Here is a 23,116-nt window from a genome sequence, read left to right on the forward strand (position 1 = left end):
GGTGATCAACACCCCGGAACGCCCCCCACCATTAATAAAGCTCTCTTTATCAGCCGGAAATATTTGCGCCTTCTTTCTCACTAATGGCGGCATGCTCATTAATTGTTGCGCGCTCATTACTGGTCGCGCGGGCAGTGGCGTTTTTCGGTGGTGGAAATCCAAATAACAAACGCATATTAGTGTTTTTATAATTGAGGCCGCTAGGCGCATCTTCCGGCACAGTCGCGGGGTCGGTATAGGTACCGAACAATCTGTCCCACACGAAAATCTGGGCAAAATTGGTATCTGAATATTGTCGGGCCACGCTATGGTGAACCATATGGTACCGGGGGGTTACCAAAATCCACTCGAGGTATTGTTCATAGGGAATACGCATATTGGAATGGATAAAGTGTTGCGACAAGGTAAAGAAAATAAGGAAAAATAATCCCAAATCAATAAATTGCTCAAAGGAAATAAACGCGGCAAAAATTGTTGAAGGAATTATCCGGATAATAATTTGACCGGGCGATGTGCGCAGGCCGGAAATCCAGTAAATCACTTTGGGCGCATGGTGCCAGGCATGCTGGTGCCAAAACCAGGGGGTGTGCAGCGCCCTGTGCATCCAGTAATCCAGCAGGTCGATAAGCACTATGTAAATAATAACGAGCAGCCAGAACGGCGTGCTCATAATGTATTCGCGCGCGGCAACAATCCAGTTGTAACTTGAAAGCCAGCCTTGCATGGGCGTAACAATAACTGCCGCAGCGACAATAAAAAAAATGCGCGGGCTGATCGCCCCGATTAAATCCCATACCAAATCTGTTTTTTGGGCCGTTTTGCGCGCGGGAGACAGCAATAAGGAAATGCCCTGGATAAAAAAGCCCAGGCCAATTAACGCCAGTAGTTCGATAAGCATATTCATCTCCACAATAAACCAATGTTGCGGTACTGAGTGAATCAATAGTGGTGGTTACATCATTATTTTTTTACTGAATGGCTGTTACTTCATCGCCGCCCGGTACCATCCATGAAAATGACGGATACCATCTTCCATCGGTGTCTGGTAAGGCCCCGCTTCATTAACACCGAGCCGATAAAGCGCGCGTCGTCCCGCTTCAATGCGCTCGGCAATTTCGTCGTCTTCAAGCGCGGTTTCCATATAAGCTTTGCGGTGGGATTCAGCGAGCTCCGGATAGTTTTCCAATAATGTTGCCGGGTAATAAAACTCCACCACGTTCAAAGTGCTATGCACAGATTTTGGATATAAGGTGGATAACACCAGCGCGTAAGGAAAAACTTCGATCATGTGGGTGGGATAATAGGTGGCCCAGATTGCGCCGAACTCCGGTGTTAATCCCTCGTTATAAGAGAGCAGGTCGGAGTGCCAGGTTTTATAGGTATCGGTGCCCGCGCGATTCAGGTTGGACGTAACGCCAATGCGCTGCACGCTAAACCAGTTGCCGTAATCCCAATGCAGCCCTTTGCTGTCAACGTAGCGGCTCAGCCCCGGATGAAAGGGCGCTATGTGATAATCATCGTTATAAATTTCAACAAATGTTTTCCAGTTGTAAGCACAGGAATGCAGCTCCACATGCCCCAACGCATAATCGGTAAAATCAAATTCAGGCATGGCGAACAGCGTGGCCATATCGGCAGCGGGGTTGCGTTTTCCCTCGAACAATAAACCGGACACATTGCTCAACGGAAAGCGTTGTAAATTCGCACAGGGTTGTTTGGCGAATTTCGGCGCGTTCAATAATTTTCCGGTTTGATCGTAACTCCAGGCGTGTATCGGACAAAAAATACGATTGCCTGTTGCCAGTTTTCCGCGGCGAATTTCAGTGGGATCGGGTGTGCCGCCCAACATAATGGCTTGCCGGTGGCGGCACACGTTGGAGATAAGTTCAATCCCCTGTTCAGTTCGGATAAGCACACGCGAATTTCCTTCGTGTGGCAAGGCGTACCAGTCGCCGATGTTGGGCACCATAGCTTCATGCCCAACATACGTTGACGCGCAGGAAAAAATTTTTTCCTGCTCTTCGCGGAATATTGCTTCTGAACAATAGGCGTCAACAGGCAGTGCCAACTGCTCCTCGGGCGTGAGCCATATATCGTTGTAGCTGGCGGAGTATCGCTCCTGATTATCCAGTAATTGGTACATGGACCTGCCCATGATTGCTCCTCGTATTATGCAAATAATTATTGCGCTTACTGTGCAATAACATTGTTGTAATCCCGTTCATCAGTGGTACAAAAAAATGCAAAGAACACGCGCGAAAAACCGGTGTGCATTCAGGTCGATGCCTCGCTCAATCGCTGCAAGCGTTGATCCCGTGTTTGCCGCGGGCAAATATCACAGGACGCACGGCCGTGGCACAAATAGCGGAAACAACAATTTTTTTTATCCAATGCCAGGCGCGATTCACCGGCCGCATTTTGGTAATGGATAAAACCGGCGGCGCCTTCAAGCCCCATGGTGGTTAACCAGGTATTACCCAGCTCCTCCAGACCATCGACGCGCGCGGGATACACCATCAGCAATGCCGACACCACACAATCCGCCACTACGCGCTCCGCATTTTTTTGTGTGAGTCCCGACGCGCCCCCGGCGTTATACAAGTGGCGGCAACCCTGCATCAGGTCTTGTGCCATCCGCTGTACACACGCACGGGTTTGCCCCTGAGTAAACTCGCCGTGCGGGAATAACACACCGGACGGAATTCCCGATGCGGGAAAGTCCTGGCCCATCTCGTTAAGTGGCAACACAATCTGGCATCGATGTGCGGCAATGACCGCCAGGTAAATTGGTTGCCAGATGAGTAATCCCCAACTGCGGGCGCGCCAGTAGCGGGCGCCTGCTTCCGGATACTGCCGCTGCAAATAATTATGCAGGCGCGCAATAGTTTCTGTGCCCACTGCACTCCATGCCGGCGATTCAAAACCGATGTGCAGCGCGCATTCAGGAAGCAGTTCATTCACTGTCTCCTGCAAACGCGCTAACAGGCATGCCGATCTCAACACGCCGCCACAGCTTCCCGCTGCGACACCGGTTTTTCATTGGCAAATTGCGCCACCGGGTTGCTCAGTGGTTCAGCCATAATCAAACTGGAAGCCGGGTCCGCCAGGTTGATCATTTGCAAATTATTTTTAAGCTGCAAACGATTTAAACAGGAGTGCATAAATGTCGGCGCAAAAAAATCATAGCGCTGGAATTTATGGTTTAACTCCGGATGTCGCGCCTGGTAATTTTTTGCACACTGCGCCACCAGGCGCCAATACTGTTCTTCATCAATGGTGCCGCTCTCTTCCAGAATGTGTGACATAAAACGGAATACACCGTCGAACACATCGATAAAAATGCCCAACAGTTTGTAATCTTCGGGCACATCCACCACCATCCGTGCAGCATCCTCAGGAACTTTTGCATCCTTGTTTAAAATGACACATTCCTCCGCGAGATCTTTCATAAATACGCGTTTCGGCAAGTAACCGTCGAGTACCACAATCAGGTTTTCGCAATGCGGCATAAACACCAGATCGTGTGCATAGAAACAATGCAATAGCGGTTGCAGGAACGCATCGAAATAGTGCGCCAGCCAGGCTTCGGGCGATAAACCGGAACGGTTTATTAATTCTGCAATCAGCGCGTTACCGTCGTAATCCACATGCAAAAGTGCAGTCATGGTCATCAAGCGCTCGTTATCCTTGAGCAACGGAATCGGGCTCTCACGCCACAAACCGGAAAACATTTTTTTGTAGGGACTGTCTTTGGTGAGTGCGGATTCGTAGTAATAATTTCTGAAACCGATCGAGGCAATTTCGCGCAGGATAGAGAAGCCCAATTGCTTCAGGGTTTTATCGTTATCAATAATGCCCTGCAGCACGGTATTAATGGCCGGTGTCCCTTTCATGTAGTAAGGGGAAAGGCCGCGCATAAATCCCATATTCAAAATGGAGAGCGAGGTTTTTACATAACTTTTTTCAGAGTTGGAATGGTTGAAATAAGTTCTGATGGATTGTTGGGCTACATAATTATCGCTACTGGTTCCCAGCGGAACAATTTTCCGGTTCGCGACATAGGCGGCAAACGCAATACTCAACTTGGTATACCACTGCCAGGGATGCGCCGGCATAAAATAATAGTCGTCGCTATTTAACCCCAGGGCGACCAGTTTATTAACGTAATTGGCAAATACTTCCTCGCCAATTTCACGCTTGATAAAACTGTAATATTCCAGTTCTTTCAGGCAGGCAAATTCCGCGTGATCGCGATGCACTGCCAGCCAGATAATATTGAATGCGCTGCCGGTTTCCGGCGCGTAGGCCTGGTAATCGTACGCATCAAATCCGATGCGCCCGTTATTAGCAACGAAGCCAGGGTGTCCTTCCGTCATGGAGGACTCAAAGGTCTGGTAATCTGCATCCACCAATTCACGGCACGGGATATTGGAATTCTGCATTTTATAAGCCGCGCCATATAAGGTACTGCTGATTTCATCGAGGTAAATCGGCAATTTTTCTTCGACAATGCCGAGCGTCTTTTTGAAATCATTAATCAATACCAGTGCATCCAGATTCACTGATTTATTATTCGCTATCCGTTCGATAGATTCTTTGGCAATTCGCCAATGCCGCAAATACATTTTTTTCGCCTTGAAAATGTAACTGCAATCGGGTTCGTCCGCGTTGACTTCATACAGCGCCCAACCGCCCGCCAGACTTTCAATCAGTGTGGGCGCAAGGATCTGTTCGTGGCTGAATTCGCTCAGAGCTTTGCAAACCAGGTGGCGATTTGCCTGGGCCCAGGCCTCCGGGGACAAGTGTGCTACGGCGGATTCCGGTTGTTGATAATTAAATTGATTCACTGGCAATTACCCTCTGTAGTGTGTTTAAAAAATTTTCCTTTGAACAAAATCCCAGGCAGGCTTTCTTCTTTTGCAGTTGAACGGTGCCCTCGTAATGGAAACCCACAAATGCATTGAGCTTATGCACCTTGTCATTTCTCACATCCGGTTCTACCACGACCCGTTGCGCTTTTTTCTGGTAAAACAAAAACGCCATAATGTGGCGCAGCACATCGCGGGTGAAACCGGGAATGGGTTTGTCGGCAGCGGGTCCCACCATAAAATGCATACCGATATCGCCGGGCTTGACCGGATAGTGTTCACCGAGTTCGTCGCGCTCCGGCCAATAAGACTCCAGCAAAAACGCGGGGCGATTTTTATAAAAACCGAGATAAACATCCATGCAATTCCCCTGTTGGATCTCGCTATAAATTTGCTTTGCTTGCGCGAGGGATGTGTGTTGCATATTCCAGAAGGCGGCATACTCCATCAGGAACCAGCTGTGAATGGTTGCAATATCTTTTTCTACATTTAGCAAACGGATATCGATCCAGGGGTTCAGGCCAAGCGCTTCAACATAGTTATTCAGCAACATAAATTTTTATCCTTCCTCCAGCGCAAATTGTTTGGGATGTTGGGTATTGCTCGCCGCCAACCCGCGTTGATGATGCTGGTCAACACCGAACAAACGGCGATCTATAATGGCGGTGACAATAAATCCGGCGGCGGCCAGCGCGAATGACATGGGCACACCAATCCAGCTGACGATGTAACCCGCCGCGAATGACGCTAGCAGTACGCCGAGGTTCTGGAAAAAATTGGTTACAGCAAAATCGCGATCATAAAAAGCCGGCTGGCTAATGCGAAATAACGTCACTTCCAATTTGACGACCACCTGAAACAGGCTCCACCCGTAAAGGCAGCGGCCAACCAGTACCAGCAATGGCGATGAAGAGGCTTGCAAAAGCAAACCAGTGGCACCGATCAGCAAATTCACTGCAGTGTGATCCAGGTGGCGAATTTTATTTTTCAAAAAAGATTTGTTGATGATCAGCCCGACGATAGCCACCATGCCCGGTATCGCAAACACCATGCCGGTGATGGTTTGATTGCCGGCGGTGTAAATCGATTCCCAATACACGGAAAAAAACGGGCGCACCAGGTACGCGCTCATATCGAACAGCAACATCAGGCCGCTGAGTTTTGCCAACGCCATCCAGGCACCGGCAGGGCGCGTTAACGGTTTATTTTTTTCGGCGGTTGCATTGTCATTATGGATTGTTGTTTGCTGTTTATTTTTGGCGTAGTTGCCGGAAAAAATCAGCAATAAACAAATTCCCATTTGCACAAAATCGCCCGCCGACATCAGGTACATGCTTTCTTCAGGGCCAAGATATTGCAATGCAGAACCGCCGACAGACGCACCGAAAATGGCTCCGACATGGACAACAACCGCCACCATGCCAATCACCAGGCCGTGGTTTTCCGGTTTCTCTTCGCGCATCAAATAAGGGAACAGCAGCAGGTAGCTGGCTTTCATAATGAACATCAACATGGTCAGTACCCAATACCCCTCCACCGTTGGTGCATGGGCGCTGGCAATAGCGAGCGATCCCGCTAACAATTGCGTTATCCATAACAAATGCAAGGTTTCAATCCGACGCGTGAGCTTCGCCCAAAAAGGCAGCGCGCACATCACGGCAATTGAAATAGCCGCTATGTAAGCACCTACATGCACCGCGCTGGTCAAGCCATAACGCAGCTCAAAAAATTGTGGATAAAATGCGATAAGAATCGAGTCGCTGATCACCCCGCACGCGGACATGACCAGAATGGCAATGCGTAAAATCATCGGCGCACTCCGCTACCCAATGGTTCCCAACCGGAGTCTTTTGCGGGTGAAAAACTTTGGAATGCAAAACGATGTTCAATCGGGTAAATATCCCGTCCGACAATTTCCCGCAGTATGCGACTGTTGCGATAACAGGACATACCCAGGTCCTGGTTGATCAAACCATGGCTTTCGAAACCGGCGTTCTGGATAAAAATTTCGCGCCCGTGAATATCCACCGACCAATTTTCCTTTTGCAAATATTTGCCTTGTTCATCGCGTTCGATGCGATCAAATACTCCCTCCATAAAAGCGGGTACTTCATACAGATGACCACTTGATAGCACCAAGCCATCCGTGTGCGTTTGATAGTGTTCACCGGTTTGGTTGTGCACGAATTGCAGGAAAAATCCCTGTGAGTCGCTAGCGGCGCCATTGTGGAAATTACCGTCCTGCTCGACGTTGATCAGGTTCATGCAGGGCAATAGCTGCACACGCGGTAAATTGCGGTGCCGGCTGGTATCGAGAAAATCGTAAATGCTATCGATTAGCGTCTGGTTTGCACCGCAGTAAACACTTTTTTGTTCTTCAATAATTTTTTGCTTGGTGGGCTTGTCCAGTGCATGAAAATAACTGCCGTAATCGCCACACAGAATTTCCAGTGTCAGTTTCGCCGTTTCCATTTGGAAAAAACGCGGCGCGCGGGTTACCCAGTCGAGCTGGTAGCCAAACTTCTCGCTATCCTTGAGCAGGTCATAAAATATTTCGGCACCACTTTGGCCGCCGCCAATGACGGTTATTTTTTTCTGTTGCTGTAGCCTTGCTTTGTTCTTTAAATAATGCGACGAATGCAAATTGATACCATTGGCAACCGAGCGCAGGCAATCGGGAACGCGCGGTTTCATTCCCACACCAATAACCAGTTTTTTGGCCAGGAAACTAAACGGTTTATTATGTTGGGTTTCAATTCCGCTGATGCGATAAACGCGTTGCTCCGGAATATAATCCACCTGCTGGACATCGTGGTTAAAGCGGATGTTGTCCAGCCGGGACGCCGCCCATTGGCAGTAACGGTTGTATTCCTGCCGCTCCAGGTAATAATTTTCGCGCACAAAAAAATTAAACAGGCTGCCTTGTTGCTTGCGATAATTTAAATAACTGAACGGGCTGGTAGGGTCTGCCATCGTGACCAGGTCCGCTAGAAAAGGGCTTTGCAGGGTCACACCGTCAATTAACATTCCCGGGTGCCAATTAAATCCTGCTCCTTTATCCAGGAAAACGCAGCGCACATCGGGAAGCGTGGAAGACAGGCAGGCGAGCCCCAGGTTAAAAGGGCCCACGCCCACAGCGACAAAATCATAAGCAGCGTCGTTATACATTGCTGTTCCTTAATTAGATAATTTTTAACGTGATACTGAACGGGGCAACACACCAGGACCAAAAACAACAAAACCGCAAACCGCAAAATACAAACCGCAAAACACGCAATATCCAAAAAAAGTGAAAGCAAACCCGTAGTGCACAAGGTGTTGTGCGCTATTCGCCTTCAGCGTGCGGTTCCGGTTGTTGATTGGCTTGCTGTTAGCGCAAGCTAAACAGGTTCCAGGGAAATGACGATCAGGTCATTCGCTCCCTGCAGGGTTTATTGATATTCATGGCACTCATTGCCCCGCTCAAATTTATATTCCTTTGGATGAACACCGGTATGGCGTCGGAAAATCCTGATGAAATGGTCGGTATTCTGATAGCCCACTTCGGTGGCAAGCGCATCGATGTTTAATAGCCCTCGCCCCAACAAATGTTGTGCATGTTGCATGCGTTGTTTCTGTCGGTAGTCCACAATGCTACAACCGGTGAGCGCTTTGAATTCTTTCTTTAAATAACACTCGTTGGTGCCCGAAATGCTGGCCAACTGGCGAATAGTCTGGTTACTTTTTATGTTGGAATCGATGAGCGATTTTACGCGTTCGGCCGAGCCCTGCTTCATCGGCAAAGCAAGGGTGTTGTGCTGCATGCTGCGACTTAGCACCTCGCCGATAACTGCGTAGCAATATCCTTGCAGGGCAACATATTCCAATTGATTTTTGGGATGGGGCAAGTTAATCAGGCACAACAGGTTTTTATACACTGACTCCATATCGCACACGCTTAACTTCCTGTTTAGCGGAGTGTAACCCGCCGCCATCGGGTCATTACCTTGCATCAGTTCCCTATAGGCCTGTTCGTCTAAAAAAATGGATATTTCCGACGTTGCTTTATTGGCAGGCAAGCGGGTTTTTATCCCGCTAAATTCGCCTGAAATTATTTTTATTTCCAGCGCGCTGACATGATAGGTATCAATCCGTTGCTCGACGGAATACTCAACGCTGCCCAATAAGCAAATATGGATATTTAAAAATGTTTTTTCTTTTGCTTTGCAAATTTCTACGGAATTGTTAACGCAGCCATGTATACGGCTTAAGGAAATTCCTGCAAAACGGAAGCTGTCGAAATAACCACTGCCCACATCACCACTAAATTCATGCAGTTCTTTATTGATAAATGGATTAGCACTTGCCATACACATTCTTTACTCCACGACCAGCGCTTGATTGTTATCGTTAATTCATGTCAATAAAAAAGAGCGAATCATTTATCCGGTGTGCTGTTATGTAGATCCATTTCGCTACCGCTGAACACCGGAAATCAATCGCCGCAACAAATGATAACCATTATCAATAAAAGAGCTAGGGATATTTGGCCTCGAATAGGGAAATTTTTACGCGCAAGCGGGAAAGGTATTGATATAAAAAGAATTTATTTTTTTGATGATAATTTTGAGAAAATAATTGCGTTTTTTTATGCGCCAAAATCTGTGCATTAAGCAACACAGATACTGTTTTGCGATTATTTCAGGGCGTTTGTATGTTGCATGGCCATTATCTGCAGTAGTCGCACAAAATAAATTTCCCGGAGCAGCTGGCATCGCGCATAAAAAAAGCGAGCCTCCGGTGAGGCTCGCTTCTATAGAACAACAGGCTGCGGTGCTTGTGCATGTGTTATCTGCGCACTACACATTACCCCAGCGCTTTAATAAAAATTTTGGAATTGCGTTGATAGTTGTAGAGCAATTGGCGCTGTACCGGTAAGTCATCCAGTTTGCCTTGCACAAAACCCTGCTCGATAAACCAGTGCGCCGTTTGCGTTGTCAGCAAAAACAATTGTTTGATTTTTTGCTTGAGCGCCTGTTTTTCAATTTGCTCCAGCAATTGCGCCGCGCGTCCGCCGTTGCGATATTCCGGATGGGTGGCCACGCAGGACAATTCCGCCATATCACCGTAAGGATAAAGCGCAGCGCAGGCGATAATCGCACCGTCTTTTTCCATAACGTGGAATTTATTGATCTCGGTTTCCAATAGCTCGCGCGAGCGCCGCACCAGAATACCTTGCTCCTCGAGCGGGCGAATTAAATCGAGAATGCCACCGACATCATCAATCGTCGCCGGGCGCAATTGCTCGTAATGGCCGGAGTAAACCATGGTGCCCAAACCATCGCGGGTAAATAATTCGGTGAGCAACGCGCCGTCGGTGCTGTAGCTGACTAATTGCGCGCGCGGAACGCCTTGCAACACACTTAAATAGCTGGCGCTGATCGCTTGTTGTAAATCGAAACTGATTTTCTCGCCATTTTCTGTAAGGTAATTTTTGCATTCCTGCAAGGACATTTGCCGAATCAGATTACCTTCCTCGTCGGTAATACCATTGCCCTCAACAAACGCGAGGAATTTATCGGCTTTAATCGCTGTGGCTACATGGGTGGCAACATCGCTAAAGGACAAATTAAAAATTTCACCGGTGGGTGAGTAAGCGATGGGCGATAACAACACCACCGCGCCGGAATCCAGCGCCGCATTCAGTGATTTGGTATGCACCTTGCGCACTTTGCCGGTGTGTTGCAAATCCACGCCGTCAATGACGCCATGGGGCATGGCGACAACAAAATTACCGCTGATCACTTGCATATCGGCGTCGTGCATCGGTGAATTAGGCAAGCTGGTTGATAACGCGGCTTCGACAATCGTGCGCGCTTCGCCAATGGCCTGAATGACCAGGCTCAAACTGTCGCTGTCAGTAATGCGCAAATTTTTATGGAAGTTGCTGTAGGTATCGGCAACTTGCAAGCGTTCATCAATTTGCGGGCGCGCGCCGTGCACTAATACCAAACGCACATCCAGGCTGCACAGCAGTGCAATGTCGTGCACGATATTATGGAAATTGGCGTGGGGAATGGCTTCGCCCGGCAGCATCAACACAAAGGTTTTGTCGCTGTGTCTGTTAATGTAGGGCGTCGAATGACGGAACCATTTAACGTAGTCTTGGGTATTGGCTGGCACTTTTTAGTCTCGAAATAATGTGAAAGAAAAAATTGTCGTTAAGCGTTTTACAAACAATATTTTTCAATCAATCGTCGCAAAATGTTTATTGCCGGCCCGATCTGGTCGAGCGGAATAAATTCATCGGGCTGGTGCGCCTGGTTAATGGAGCCGGGGCCGAGGATCAAGGTTTGCATTCCCATTTGCTGCATAAACGGTGCCTCGGTGGCGAAGGCGACAGTGTCAGCAGTATTGCCCGTCAATTCCTCGCACACTTTTACCAGTTCGGAATTTGCCGATTCACCAAACGGATCTACGCCTTCAAACAGCGATGATAAAACGATATCGGTACCGCTGGTTTCAGCGATAGGCGTTAACCGTTGCGCAATTACCTGGCGTAATTCGTCGTTATCCATTCCTGGCAATAACCGTAAATCAAAATGCAATTCGCATTCGGCGCAAATTCGATTCGCGCCATCACCGCCGTGGATGCAACCCAGGTTCAGCGTTGGTGTTTGCACTGCAAAACCGGGATCGCGATATTGTAATTGCAGCTCACCGCGCAATTGCAACAGGGTGTTCATCACCTGGTTCATTGCTTCCAGCGCGTTGTTGCCCAGCGCCGGATTGGATGAGTGGCCACTTTTGCCGCGCACACGAATGGCTTCCATCATGATGCCTTTGTGCGCGCGAATCGGTACCAGGCCGGTCGGCTCGCCAATCACCGCGTAACGCGGCTTGAATCCGGCAATTCCATCCTGTGCCAGTGCACGCGCGCCGCTCATGCTGCTTTCTTCGTCGGCGGTGGCAAGCACAATGAGCGGATGTTTAAAGGGTTTATCCAGATAGGGTTTTACCGCTTCGATAATCACCGGAAAAAATCCTTTCATATCGGTCGCGCCCAAACCGTAGAGTTTGCCGTCGCGTTCGGTCAGGGTGAAAGGATCGGATTGCCAGCGGTCGGCATCGTAGGGAACCGTATCGCTGTGCCCGGCTAACACCAGGCCGCCAGCGCCAGTGCCGCGGCTGGCGATCAAATTGGATTTGCCGGAGTCGCCGAGTGGAACTACACGGGTGTTAAAACCCAGATCGCCAAATACCGTGGCGAGGTAATCGATCACCTTCTGGTTGGACATATCCCATTCCGGCAAGCCACAACTTACCGAGGGCAGGGCAACCAGTTGTTGCAAGTGGTCGATATAGCGTTTGGAATCAAAGGACATGGTAAACACCGTTACAGGGATAAGGTGTTATCGGTTATTGGCCATCAAAATGCAAGCATTCGCGATTTATTGCGCGAACAAACGTTTGAACAAATAGAAAAACAGCACCGATAAACCGGCACCGGCGGGCAGGGTGATAATCCAGGACACAAAAATCCCGCCGACTACCCGCAGGTTCAAGGCGCCGATGCCGCGCGCCAACCCGACACCTAACAATGCACCGACCAACGCGTGGGTGGTGGAGATTGGCAAACCGAATCCCGAGGCGAGCACAACCGTCGCGGCTGCGGACATTTCGGCGGCAAAGCCGCGGCTGGGGGTGAGTTCAGTAATCTTCTGGCCGATGGTGATCATCACTTTGTAGCCGTAAGTCGCCACGCCTAACACAATCCCTGCGGCGCCCAGCAGTAACATCCAGGAGGCAACACTGACTTTGGCTTCTACGGCGCCTTGATTGACCACATTGATCACCGCCGCCATTGGGCCAACAGCGTTGGCGACATCGTTGGAGCCGTGGGCGAACGCCATGGCGCAGGCGGTGAAAATCATCAATACCCCGAACACCCGCTCCACACTGGCGAAGCGATTGGTTTTATCGGCATGCGTATCTTTCACCACGCGGCGCAGCAGGAATACACCAATGATCGCGACGAGAATGCCGATAACGGCGGCGATCATCATGGCTTCAAAAAACGTAAACTCGATGTGCTGCGCTTTGAATACATGGCTCAAACCCTGGAGGAGGGTCACCATCGATAACAGGAAACCCACGGCAAACATATAAAACGGAATGTAATGTTTGGCGTTGGCGAAAGGATCATCGCTATCAAGGATCAAAAAGCGCACCGAGCGGAAAATCCAGAATGAAAAAATCCCGGCGATAACCGGAGTGACAATCCAGCTACCGACAATGCCCCAGACCTGGTCCCACTGCACGGCATCAACCGAAATTCCCACGGCGGCAAAACCGATAATCGCACCCACAATCGAATGGGTTGTCGATACCGGCCAGCCGAGGGCGTTGGCGATTAATAGCCAGCTCGCCGCTGCCAGAAGCGAGGCGAGCATGCCGTAGACCAACAACTCCGGGTGCGCCTGCATAACGCCCAGTTCGACAATGCCACTGCTGATGGTTTCAGTCACTTCGCCGCCGGCCAAATAGGCGCCGGCAAATTCAAATACCATGGCGATAATGATCGCCTGCTTCATGGTTAATGCACGCGAACCGACGGATGTGCCCATCGCATTGGACACATCGTTGGCACCCACTCCCCACGCCATAAACAAGCCAAAAGCGCAGGCGATTATTAGCAGGAGTTGGCCATGTTCAGCGAATAAGGTCATCAACAATAATCCGGGGGCGTTAGCGCGCCAGTAGCAGTTGCAAGCGACCGCCGACATCGTGGGCGCGGTTGGCGATATCGCCGACCCAGTCGATGATGTTGTAGAGGAACATCACATCCACTGGCGGCAATTGCGCTTCAAGGGCAAAGAGCGAGGTGCGCACGCCGATTTCCAGGCGATCCGCTTTTTCCTCCAGTTCATCCAGTTCTTTGATCATGTTTTCAACGGCGGCCAGTTCGCGCCCGCTAAAACCGGTTTCCAGTAATTCATCGAGTCCGTTGATCGCATTTAATGCCTGCTCGGCGGCGGCAACGCTGGTTTGTACAAACTCGTTCATCTGCTCTTTCATGATCACCGGGATGCTCATGCGCCGGCCGATGATGATGCCGGCGATATCTTTGGCGCGGTTGGGAATGCGGTCCTGCATCGCCAGCAATTCCAGCAAATCAGTGCGCGGCACTGGCAGGAACAAACTTTTGGGAAGGTGCAGGCGCAGTTGTTTTTTGATGTCATCAGCCTGGTGTTCGTAATCGACCACCTGTTGCTGGATGGTACGGGCGCGCTCCCAGTCATTGCTGGTCACCGCAGCGAAAAATCCAATCAACTCGGTCGCGGCCCGGACCGCCAGTGCCATATGCTCCTGCAACGGTTTGATCGGTGAACGGCCAAACAGGTTTGACAGATTGGCGAATGGCATGAAAATCCCTCCGGATAAAACGTGTGCGCAGTATAGGAACAAGGCTCAATAAGGTCACGTAGCTTTGTTACATTTTTGTGACAGTTGTGTTGCATGATCGTGGAGATTGCACTCGCTTGAGCATAGATAGCGCGGCGCAGATTGCGAGCAAGTGATGGCGCCAGCAGACGCTGGCGTTGGCAGCCGCTACAATTCGTCACAGATAAAATACCAACAGGATAAAAATACATGGCGCAGGTGCTGGATAGGGTTCTGGATTTACGCGGGTTGATCAATGACCTGGTCGCTGACGGGCGGATGAAACAGGGGGATGCCAATATGTTGTTGGGCGCATCGCGCACCCGCGAGCAAGCCATCATGCACCCGCTTGCCTATATCGCGACCCAAAACCTGGACGATGTACAACGCCACGGTAAAACCCTGGATGGCGATACTCTTACCGAATGGCTGGCGACCAAAGCGCGTTTGCCGTTGTTCCATATCGACCCGATGAAAATCGATGTGGCCAAGTGCACCGAAGTAATGAGTTACGCCTTTGCCAAACGCCATGGCATTTTGTGTGTGCAGGTCAACCAGGATCATGTACTGATTGCTTGTACCCAACCCTTTATGTCGGGCTGGGAGCCGCAAGTGGAACACGTCGCGCGGCGTAGTGTTAAACGGGTAGTGGCCAACCCGGCGGATATCGAACGCTTTATGGTGGAGTTTTATACCCTGGCGCGCTCGGTATCCGGCGCTAGCGGTGCAACGGCTTCATCGGCGATTACCAACTTTGAGCAGTTGGTTGAATTAGGTAAAGCGAGTGATCCCGATGCCAATGACCAGCACATCGTCAAGATCGTGGATTGGTTGCTGCAATACGCCTATGACCAAAGGGCGAGTGATATCCATATCGAACCGCGCCGCGAAGTGGGGCGTATTCGTTTCCGTATTGATGGCGTGCTTCATTATGTTTATGAATTACCGGCCAATGTGGCGACGGCAGTAACCAGCCGTTTCAAAGTGTTGGCGCGAATGGATATTGCCGAAAAACGCAAACCGCAGGACGGACGCATCAAAACCCGTCGCAGCGATGGCAGTGAAATCGAATTGCGTATGTCTACCTTGCCAACCGCGTTTGGGGAAAAGCTGGTCATGCGTATTTTCGATCCGGAAGTACTGCAACGCAGTTTTAGCGACCTGGGTTTGGTGGGCGATGACTACGCGCGCTGGAACACCATGCTCAATCGCCCGAACGGCATTTTGCTGGTGACCGGCCCCACCGGTTCCGGTAAAACCACCACGCTGTATTCGTCGTTGCGACAAGTTGCTACCGACGAAGTGAATGTCAGCACCATTGAAGATCCTATCGAAATGGTGGAAGAACGCTTTAACCAGACCCAGGTGCATCACAAAATTGGTCTGGATTTCGCTGCCGGTATCCGCAGTCTGATGCGGCAAGATCCTGATGTAATTATGGTGGGCGAGATCCGCGACCTGGAAACCGCACAAATGGCGGTACAAGCGGCGCTCACTGGTCATCTGGTGTTATCAACGGTTCACACTAATGATGCGCCTTCTACCGTTGCGCGTTTACTGGACCTTGGTATTCCTTCTTATCTCATCAATGCCACCTTGTTGGGGGTGATGGCGCAACGGCTGGTGCGTACCCTGTGTCCCCATTGCAAAGAGGAAGGGCAAATCACCCAGGCTGACTGGCAGGAATTGGTTGCACCCTGGAAAGTCCAGGTTCCCGCCAAAATCTTCCGCCCTGTCGGCTGTCTGGAATGTCGCAACACCGGCTACATGGGCCGCCAGGGGTTGTACGAAATTCTGGTGATGTCAGAGACCATCAAAGAGCGCGTAACACCGGATTGCAATTTGCAGGACATGCGCCGCCAGGCGATGAAAGAAGGAATGCGCACACTGCGTTTATCAGGCGCCCAAAAAATCGCTGCCGGACTAACGACGATGGAAGAGGTGTTGCGCGTTGCACCGCCGCCGGAAAAAGCGGGTTGAGTGAAGGAGGGTTAAGGAAATATCAGGCAAAAAAATGGCGACCACAAGGTCGCCATTTTTTTGCGGATACACAACCCGTTACCGGTTTGGCTCCTGGTGTTAGTGGATGAATCCCAACCGCGCCTGCCGTGCCTGGAAGCTGCTCAGGATACGCGGGTCAGTTGTACAGGACGTTGCAGCGGTACCCACCAATGCCTGGTTGCGACGCGCCAGATCATTAAATTTGCGCTTCAGGCTGGGAATACGCGGGTCAGTCACTTCAATACCCTGCATAAAGCCGGAGAGCTGGCGATTGATCGGGCTGATGTGTACGAAACGGGTTGCGGTTTCGGCGGCATGGCAATCGTCGCAGGTATTCACTGCAAATTTATGGCGGATCTCGCTGGTCATCCGGTCATTGAATGACAAGCCCGCATCGGTTCCGGGAACGATCGTGGTTTGATAGCAACCGGGATACGCGGTTGGCAATGCGCTGACGTTCGGGCGAATCGTCCAGGTGGTTACCGATTCATAATCTGCATGGCCACCCAAAAATGGTTGGCTGTTGAAAATTTCCGGAACCTGGTGGCTTTCGCACAAAATGTTTGAGGCCTCAGAATCCAGATAACTTTTCATCAGCAATTCATCCGGTGTGCCGGTTCCCGGTTGACGGAATCTGGCGGGTTCCGGTGTTTGCTTGATAGTGGTTGAAACCAGTCTTTTGGACGTGGGATTAATCACAAATTCGCGCAACTGCCATGGCTCCATAAACGAATTGAAGCCATCGAAGGCGAAATCATTGGTGCGCAATTGGTTGAGCTTGTCGACGTTCGGTGCGGTGACGGTATCGGTGATGGCTTTCAGCGCATTTAAGTACGCCGCGCTGCCGCGACCGGATGACACACCCAACGAATCCAGGGCAATCCATTTGTTCGCCAAATCTTTCAAACCTGCGCAATTGGTGGTTGCATCTTTGTATTCAAAAATGGCTGTCATTTCATTGGAGAAAGGAATTCCACCGTTCACACATTGGCCGCTGTTATTGCGAGATAACAATCCAAATACAAAACGAATTTCGCCCGGCTTATTCGCAGCAGTGGTTCCATACGCAGGAATACTGGCTAAATCAATGCGATTGACAATAGCGAGTAAACGGAACGGCAAACGATCCATATTTAATGTGCTGGCATTAACACCATCCCAACCCTGGAAATAATCTTTGATGTTGCCGCGCGCCGGAATCAAAAAGCTATTTACGTTTTGATTGTTGATCCAGCTGCGCAACCAATCGTTAGCAAATTGCTGATCGGTCATGCCTGAGGTGGCTTCGTTATTTAAATTGGAAATGAGCGTTTTAAATGACCAGGCTGCATTCGGATTCACATTGTTACCAATGCCATCGCTATTACAAACATCAAATGTCAACGATGGATTTGCGACTACCAGGGTATCGTTAATCACTAACGCATTTGAAGGATTTACCAATGCCGGTGGCGTTGCGGCTGGCAGCGGACTGGGTGCAGTAACGACACGCAAACCTTTAATCGTGCTCACACTGGAAACGGATGAACTCACCGCAAATGTTTTGGTGCTAATCAGTGCGCGACCGGAAAATTCACTCACCTGCGGTTGTTTGACCGTGCTGAGTTTATTGAGGAATGCCGTGCGTGTGTTGTTGATATCAGCCACATCAATGGTAGTAAATGCTGAAAAAATTCCATCGCCGGATTTTTCATCGGCACCTTCGCCCAAGTCATTAAACGCGGTGATTTTCCCTTCCATATCAAACGAGAAACGACCGTTTAATGCGCGAGTCGCATCATCCAGTTTAAATTTGGCTTGGGCGATGGCATTGCCTTGTGCTGTTGCTGTTTCCAATTGAAATAATTCAACGTTATTCAATACGGATTTGGTTTGTCCAAGCGTTGGCGCTGCACATAAAAAGCGAACTTCATAATCCGCGCAACCACCGGATGCCTGATCAACGTTGTAGCATTGCAAACCTTTACCGGCGGCAAAGGCACGCAATTTATGCGGCGTGATCATGCCGGGGGTAAAAACCTGGGTAGAGCCTTTTATCCGTGCTTCCACAGCGCTCGGGCTCGTACAAACATTAGAGGGGGTTTCGGTAAGGAATGAAGGCAGTACTTCTGCATCACCTTCACCACTGGGGTTATCCCTATCCAGCCATGCAGTCCAGGAATTGCTAACGCCTGTTTGTGCAAGTGTGGAGGTAAAAGGAAATACGGTTAACACGCAGATGAGCGATAAGCCCATTATTTTCTTTTTCATCACAATATCCTTGAAAAGTTTATTTATGAAGTTATTGGTCTCAGTAATGTTCCTTTTATAACTGCATCCCCAAGAGACCGCTTGAAACTCTAGGTGATGATTTTTAAAGTTCTGCTGTTTATACAGCAGCATAGAAAATAATGTCACTCAAAATAGAATCGTGTCGCATTAGTAATTAAATGCACGAATTAGTTTTTACTGACGCATCATTGTTTTAAAGGTAAGTGATTGTTGGCAAAAAAACGTTATGCGATTTTTTTTGATTTATGTATTTTTAATGAGGATTTTTTTGGTTTAAAACGATTGATATGTTTTCGTCGATAGAAATAAAAACGGCTCATACGTTATTTGCTAATACGTATAAGCCGTGGGAAGGTGGGAATAAAAAAAATTAGAAAACCAGTTTTGTTCCTACAAACGCCAGCATGATTGCCAGCGCCGGACGCAAATAATGGTCTGCAACGCGGTTGGCCAAATGGCTGCCGATATAAATTCCGGGTAATGAACCGATTAATAAATTTGCCAGCAAATGCCAATCGACATTACCCAATCCCGCATGCCCCATACCTGCTACTAATGTGAGAGGAACCGCGTGGGCAATTTCGGTTCCCACCAATCGCACGGTCGGCAGCAATGGATACAACATAAACAAGGCAACGGTTCCCAGCGCGCCGGCACCAATCGATGTGATCGTCACTACTGCACCCAAAATTACACCGGTAATAACAGTGGCAATCATTTGCTGGCGGCGACTCATGCGCGTAATCCAGGAATTATTTTTCTGGCTGTAATCAAAAATTTTGCGTTTAAATAAAATCGCCACAGCAGTAAATAACAACGCGTAACCCAGGGTGACTTTAATGACTTTATTGAGCGTTTCCGTGTCCACGCTAATGCTATGCAAAATCCATAAGGTAATCGCCGCCGCCGGTAAACTTCCCAATGCCAGTTCACCGGTAATTTTCCAATCGATATTTTTCTTTTTGTGATGGACATGAATACCACCTGCTTTAGTGATGGCGGCATAGAGCAGATCGGTGCCTACAGCATTGGCCGGGCTTACTCCAAAATACAGCAGGATTGGTGTCATCAACGAACCGCCACCCACGCCGGTCATTCCCACAATAAAACCTACCACCAGTCCGGCGACGATATAACCCAGTTGAAAATCCATAAAAACCCGCGTAAATGATTAATAAATAACCAATAAATGTTGATAAATAAACAGGTCGCGCAGGCTAACAGTCCTTGGTAGTTGTTTCTAATGACAATTAGTTTGGTGCTTATAACCATCAGTTTGGGGGCGGCAATTGTCAGGGGGTGGGTTTTAACGGCTCTATTATGTGTCGGGTGAAGGTGATAACGCGCTGCCATACATGGGTATCTATCAGCATAAGTACAGCGCTTGAGTTAAATGGAAACTATGGAACACAAGTTTTACCGATCTGGTGCCTGTCGCGCTCTAATAGCTCGGTAAGATTGTCCGTTTCCAGTGCGCCATCGATAAAAATTTCTTCGATGGCGGGTTCCCGGGTTCGCAAGATCCCGATTTGGGTAAACATGAGTGCATCGCGGGCGGGCAGGTTTTTGAAATGATGCTTGCCCATATGCTCACCATTGACCCACACTTCTGCAGAGCCTATTTTGGGATCAGTAGACCAATGGATTTGCATGGCAACACGATGCCATTGCCCGGGCACTGCTCCCTCCGGTAATTTCCATAACACATCTTTGGCTGCGCTTTCCTGAAAGCTCAATTCAGTGCCGGTGATATTAAAACGCAAGGTTTGTTGCCAGCTTTTATCCGATTCCCAATAACCCAATTCATGTTTATGGCCAGTCAATTTTTGGGGCAAATAAAAACTGAAGGCAAAAAACGTATCTTTGCCCTCATAAGTCATTCCCGCTGTGCCACGGTGATGGAACTCGCTGCGATTTAAAAATTTATTTCCATTCCACACAAAAGCATCATCACCGGTCAAACGCACTTTCCCCGAATACTTTCCTTCGAAAGCACACTGTGTGGTGACCGATAAACCTGCCGGATTAATCCCCGTATGCCATTGGGATGTGTCGCCGGTTTCAAAATTTCCTTGCCAGAGGATGCTCGCTGTTGCAGCAGGGCTGATAGCAGCTAATAACATGCAAACAGATAAAAGACGAAAGGAATGGTCCATGAAAAATCCTGCCGGAATTATTAAATAGTTTTATGGTCGGAGACTTAAGTATGCCTGCGTTGGCGTGCAGTATTGACGTTTTGCAAACAGATGTCGAGGCAATATCGATTTTGTATAAAACGTGCAATTAACAAGTCCAATTGATTGAAAAATTGTTGGTATACCCGGCAATTTTCGGGAGGGATTTTATGAATGATTATTTGCATCATGTGTCCGGTTTTTTTGCCCACGACGATCAGGCGCGCGAAGTAAACCAGCAATTGCTCGCTGAACATATTCCGCTCGAGCGTATTCATTTGCTCAATAAAACAACCAGTGAGCCTTTCCACCCCGTGAAAGAAGACAGTAACGGTGTATTAAAAGATATGGTGGTAGATGGCACTATCGGCGCAGTAGTCGGTACTGGTGTTGGTGCGCTGGCGCAAGTCGCGCTGGTAGCCACCAATGTAACCTTGTTTGTGGCGAGCCCATTAATCGCGCCTTTGATTATGCTGGGATGGGGTGCGGGCCTGGGTGGTTTCCTCGGAGCGGCTGTTGGTGCTGCAAAAAAAGATAAACCTTTTGCCGATCTGGTGCGCGATGCCATTGAGCACGACCAGCATGTGGTAATTGTTGAAACCGTGACAAAAGAAGAAACGGAAATCGCTAAACGTATTATTAAAAATGCGGTGGGTGATTATGAGGATGTGAAAAAAATATAATTTGCAAATCCGTAGCATCGCTTTGTTAATGAATGTTGATTGATTATTTTTCTACAAAAAATGCCGACACATAATGTCGGCATTTTTATTTTAACGATAAAAAAATTACACGGGCTGCGAAATAATCCCATTGCAGATCGGCGTAAAGGCGGTGATTTTATCCAGTGCGGCAGCATTGCCCAAACTGTTTCCGGGGAAGAGCGTGCCCATCTGGTTTTGTTGGCCATGGAGCGCCATGTAATTGAGGATGACCGTTTCTACTAACGAGTTAACATTGTTGGCCGCGCCCACACCAGAACCGGTTTCCACATCGCCGCTGGGACGCATATGGCCAATTTGTTGATGCACGCGTTGTACATCGCTGATCGCTGCCGGGTCCGTTGCGGTGCCACCCATTAACACGGCGCGGCGTGCAGGGTTGTAGACGAGGAAAAAGGACGCGCCGGTTTGCTGGTCGTCGCCAGTCCAGACACCTTTGCCACCGCCTGCTGCTGATTCGTCGATCATGCCATTGCTGAACACCGAGCCATCGCTAAATACATAAATCATTACCGGCATGCCTTTTTTGGCGGCGTATTCCAGGCAGGCGCCGATGCAGCGGCCCGCCCGCAGGTCGCGCATTTCGCCGGTGGATCTGTCGCCGGTGTGGTAATCGTAACCGCCCATGGTCACTGTGCCTGCGCCGGCGTAGCCATTGATAACCAGCTTGGCGACCGACGCGGTTTTGCGGAATTCACCATCGCTATCAAATTCGGCCTGGCTAAATACCCCGGTGGCGCCGACCAGATCGGTATCCGCCACCGGATCAATCGCCGATGGATTGCCAAAGCGGTCAGCCAGGTCCGCACTTTTCACGTAACCGCAACGCACCATGTCTTTGACGATGGCATCGTTGAGCGTGCCGGTATTTACCTTGCCGAGTTTTTTATCGCTGATGCGATAGATGGATTCCATCACCGCGACTGTATCTTGCTGGTCGAGCAAACTTACCAGGTCACCCACATCGACCAGGCCGGTCACATCGTTGGGGTTATCCACTTTGGTGGGGCGTACTTCGGGGTTGATCATCATCGCCGGCGCCATGGAATTGCCGCCGGAATCGCTGGCGCGCGAGCCTACCAACGCCAGTAATGAACCATTGGCACCAGCACGGTTGATGCCGTACATAGGGTTGTGCGGATTGTTGCCGGTATCGTTTTCCGAGCGTGCGGGAATCACCGCGCCGTTGGTGAGGGCACGGTTGCCGAGCGTTACCTTCTCCAGGATGCCGCGTAGCATGGCGCTGGTGGAGTGAAACGCGAGGCCCAGTTCAGTGTTGATTAATGGATTAGCGGCGGTCGATGCGGCGGGGCTCATGGCCGCCGGCAACCCGAGCTTGCTGTAACCGCCGGCGCCCAGGAAATCGAGCTGGCCGCCGCGCTGGCCGATCAGCACATTGGAGCCGGCAATATTGGCTCCGCCCGCCAGATCAAAACAGATAAACGGAATTTTACCCGCACCTTGCGCGGCAATACCGCAGGCGCCGCGCATGGCGATCAGGTCCGCTGACAATGCCGCTTCAGCGGTGCGCGGGTTGGCAAACAAGCTGAAAACCGACCCGCCCACTACCGTTGCGGTGCCAGCGCGGAACCCTTGCGAGACCAGCTCGCGGCGGGGGATGGGACGGCTGTGGTTGTTAAGCAGCAGCGGGGCATCG

General features: G+C 49.8%; 18 protein-coding genes. 2 read left to right on the forward strand and 16 right to left on the reverse strand.

Annotation, left to right across the window (positions count from 1 at the left end; all coding sequences use genetic code 11):
• Window positions 1-49: 49 nt before the first annotated feature.
• From A596_RS17150 to A596_RS17210, 12 genes are all read right to left on the reverse strand, one after another.
• Window positions 50-898, reverse strand: a complete 849-nt coding sequence (locus A596_RS17150) for a sterol desaturase family protein (RefSeq protein WP_039917013.1) — start codon at window positions 896-898, stop codon at window positions 50-52.
• Window positions 899-982: 84 nt separating this feature from the next.
• Window positions 983-2,155, reverse strand: a complete 1,173-nt coding sequence (locus A596_RS17155) for an aromatic ring-hydroxylating oxygenase subunit alpha (RefSeq protein ID WP_200882954.1) — start codon at window positions 2,153-2,155, stop codon at window positions 983-985.
• Window positions 2,156-2,274: 119 nt separating this feature from the next.
• The gene (locus tag A596_RS17160; RefSeq protein WP_160280165.1) at window positions 2,275-3,003 is read right to left on the reverse strand and encodes a hypothetical protein; all 729 of its coding nucleotides are present in this window, start codon (window positions 3,001-3,003) and stop codon (window positions 2,275-2,277) included.
• Window positions 2,997-4,847 carry an IucA/IucC family protein gene (locus A596_RS17165; RefSeq protein ID WP_152600218.1) on the reverse strand — a complete coding sequence of 617 codons (1,851 nt, stop codon included), beginning with the start codon at window positions 4,845-4,847 and terminating at the stop codon, window positions 2,997-2,999. Before A596_RS17165 ends, A596_RS17160 begins: the two co-directional genes overlap by 7 nt.
• On the reverse strand, window positions 4,834-5,421 hold the full coding sequence (locus A596_RS17170; protein WP_039917021.1) for a GNAT family N-acetyltransferase: 588 nt from the start codon (window positions 5,419-5,421) through the stop codon (window positions 4,834-4,836). Before A596_RS17170 ends, A596_RS17165 begins: the two co-directional genes overlap by 14 nt.
• A 6-nt stretch (window positions 5,422-5,427) precedes the next feature.
• Complete coding sequence (locus A596_RS17175; RefSeq protein WP_039917023.1) at window positions 5,428-6,678, reverse strand: MFS transporter; 1,251 nt, start codon at window positions 6,676-6,678, stop codon at window positions 5,428-5,430.
• The gene (locus A596_RS17180; protein WP_039917027.1) at window positions 6,675-8,036 is read right to left on the reverse strand and encodes a lysine N(6)-hydroxylase/L-ornithine N(5)-oxygenase family protein; all 1,362 of its coding nucleotides are present in this window, start codon (window positions 8,034-8,036) and stop codon (window positions 6,675-6,677) included. The genes A596_RS17175 and A596_RS17180 overlap by 4 nt, the downstream gene beginning before the upstream one ends.
• 263 nt (window positions 8,037-8,299) lie before the next feature.
• Entirely contained in the window at window positions 8,300-9,223 is a 924-nt protein-coding gene (locus A596_RS17185) for a helix-turn-helix domain-containing protein (RefSeq protein ID WP_039917030.1), read from the reverse strand.
• Between the two features lie 490 nt (window positions 9,224-9,713).
• The gene (gene argA, locus A596_RS17195) at window positions 9,714-11,030 is read right to left on the reverse strand and encodes an amino-acid N-acetyltransferase (protein ID WP_039917036.1); all 1,317 of its coding nucleotides are present in this window, start codon (window positions 11,028-11,030) and stop codon (window positions 9,714-9,716) included.
• A 47-nt stretch (window positions 11,031-11,077) separates the two neighbouring features.
• On the reverse strand, window positions 11,078-12,232 hold the full coding sequence (gene argE / locus A596_RS17200; protein WP_039917039.1) for an acetylornithine deacetylase: 1,155 nt from the start codon (window positions 12,230-12,232) through the stop codon (window positions 11,078-11,080).
• A 66-nt stretch (window positions 12,233-12,298) separates the two neighbouring features.
• Window positions 12,299-13,576, reverse strand: a complete 1,278-nt coding sequence (locus tag A596_RS17205; protein WP_039917040.1) for an inorganic phosphate transporter — start codon at window positions 13,574-13,576, stop codon at window positions 12,299-12,301.
• A gap of 19 nt (window positions 13,577-13,595) precedes the next feature.
• Window positions 13,596-14,273 carry a TIGR00153 family protein gene (locus tag A596_RS17210; protein ID WP_039917043.1) on the reverse strand — a complete coding sequence of 226 codons (678 nt, stop codon included), beginning with the start codon at window positions 14,271-14,273 and terminating at the stop codon, window positions 13,596-13,598.
• A gap of 228 nt (window positions 14,274-14,501) precedes the next feature.
• Here A596_RS17210 and A596_RS17215 point away from each other — a divergent pair, with 228 nt between their 5' ends.
• Window positions 14,502-16,271, forward strand: a complete 1,770-nt coding sequence (locus A596_RS17215; RefSeq protein WP_039917046.1) for a type IV pilus assembly ATPase TfpB — start codon at window positions 14,502-14,504, stop codon at window positions 16,269-16,271.
• Window positions 16,272-16,370: 99 nt separating this feature from the next.
• Here the strand turns inward: A596_RS17215 and A596_RS17220 are convergent, their stop codons facing one another.
• The 3 genes from A596_RS17220 to A596_RS17230 all read right to left on the reverse strand — a co-directional run bounded on the left by A596_RS17220 (window position 16,371) and on the right by A596_RS17230 (window position 20,719).
• On the reverse strand, window positions 16,371-18,542 hold the full coding sequence (locus A596_RS17220; protein ID WP_039917049.1) for a hypothetical protein: 2,172 nt from the start codon (window positions 18,540-18,542) through the stop codon (window positions 16,371-16,373).
• Between the two features lie 391 nt (window positions 18,543-18,933).
• Window positions 18,934-19,716 (reverse strand): sulfite exporter TauE/SafE family protein, encoded by a 783-nt coding sequence (locus A596_RS17225; protein ID WP_039917052.1) that lies wholly within the window; start codon window positions 19,714-19,716, stop codon window positions 18,934-18,936.
• A 247-nt stretch (window positions 19,717-19,963) separates the two neighbouring features.
• Window positions 19,964-20,719 carry a polysaccharide lyase family 20 protein gene (locus tag A596_RS17230; protein WP_039917054.1) on the reverse strand — a complete coding sequence of 252 codons (756 nt, stop codon included), beginning with the start codon at window positions 20,717-20,719 and terminating at the stop codon, window positions 19,964-19,966.
• 188 nt (window positions 20,720-20,907) lie between these two features.
• On the opposite strand from A596_RS17230, the gene A596_RS17235 reads away from it, so the two are divergent.
• Window positions 20,908-21,420 carry a hypothetical protein gene (locus tag A596_RS17235; RefSeq protein WP_039917056.1) on the forward strand — a complete coding sequence of 171 codons (513 nt, stop codon included), beginning with the start codon at window positions 20,908-20,910 and terminating at the stop codon, window positions 21,418-21,420.
• Between the two features lie 105 nt (window positions 21,421-21,525).
• On the opposite strand, the gene A596_RS17240 is transcribed toward A596_RS17235, so the two are convergent.
• A partial coding sequence (locus A596_RS17240) for a hypothetical protein (RefSeq protein ID WP_039917057.1) occupies window positions 21,526-23,116 on the reverse strand: 1,591 nt, incomplete at its 5' end.

The organism is Cellvibrio mixtus subsp. mixtus J3-8 (assembly GCF_000766945.1).
Classification (GTDB): Bacteria; Pseudomonadota; Gammaproteobacteria; order Pseudomonadales; family Cellvibrionaceae; genus Cellvibrio; species Cellvibrio mixtus_A.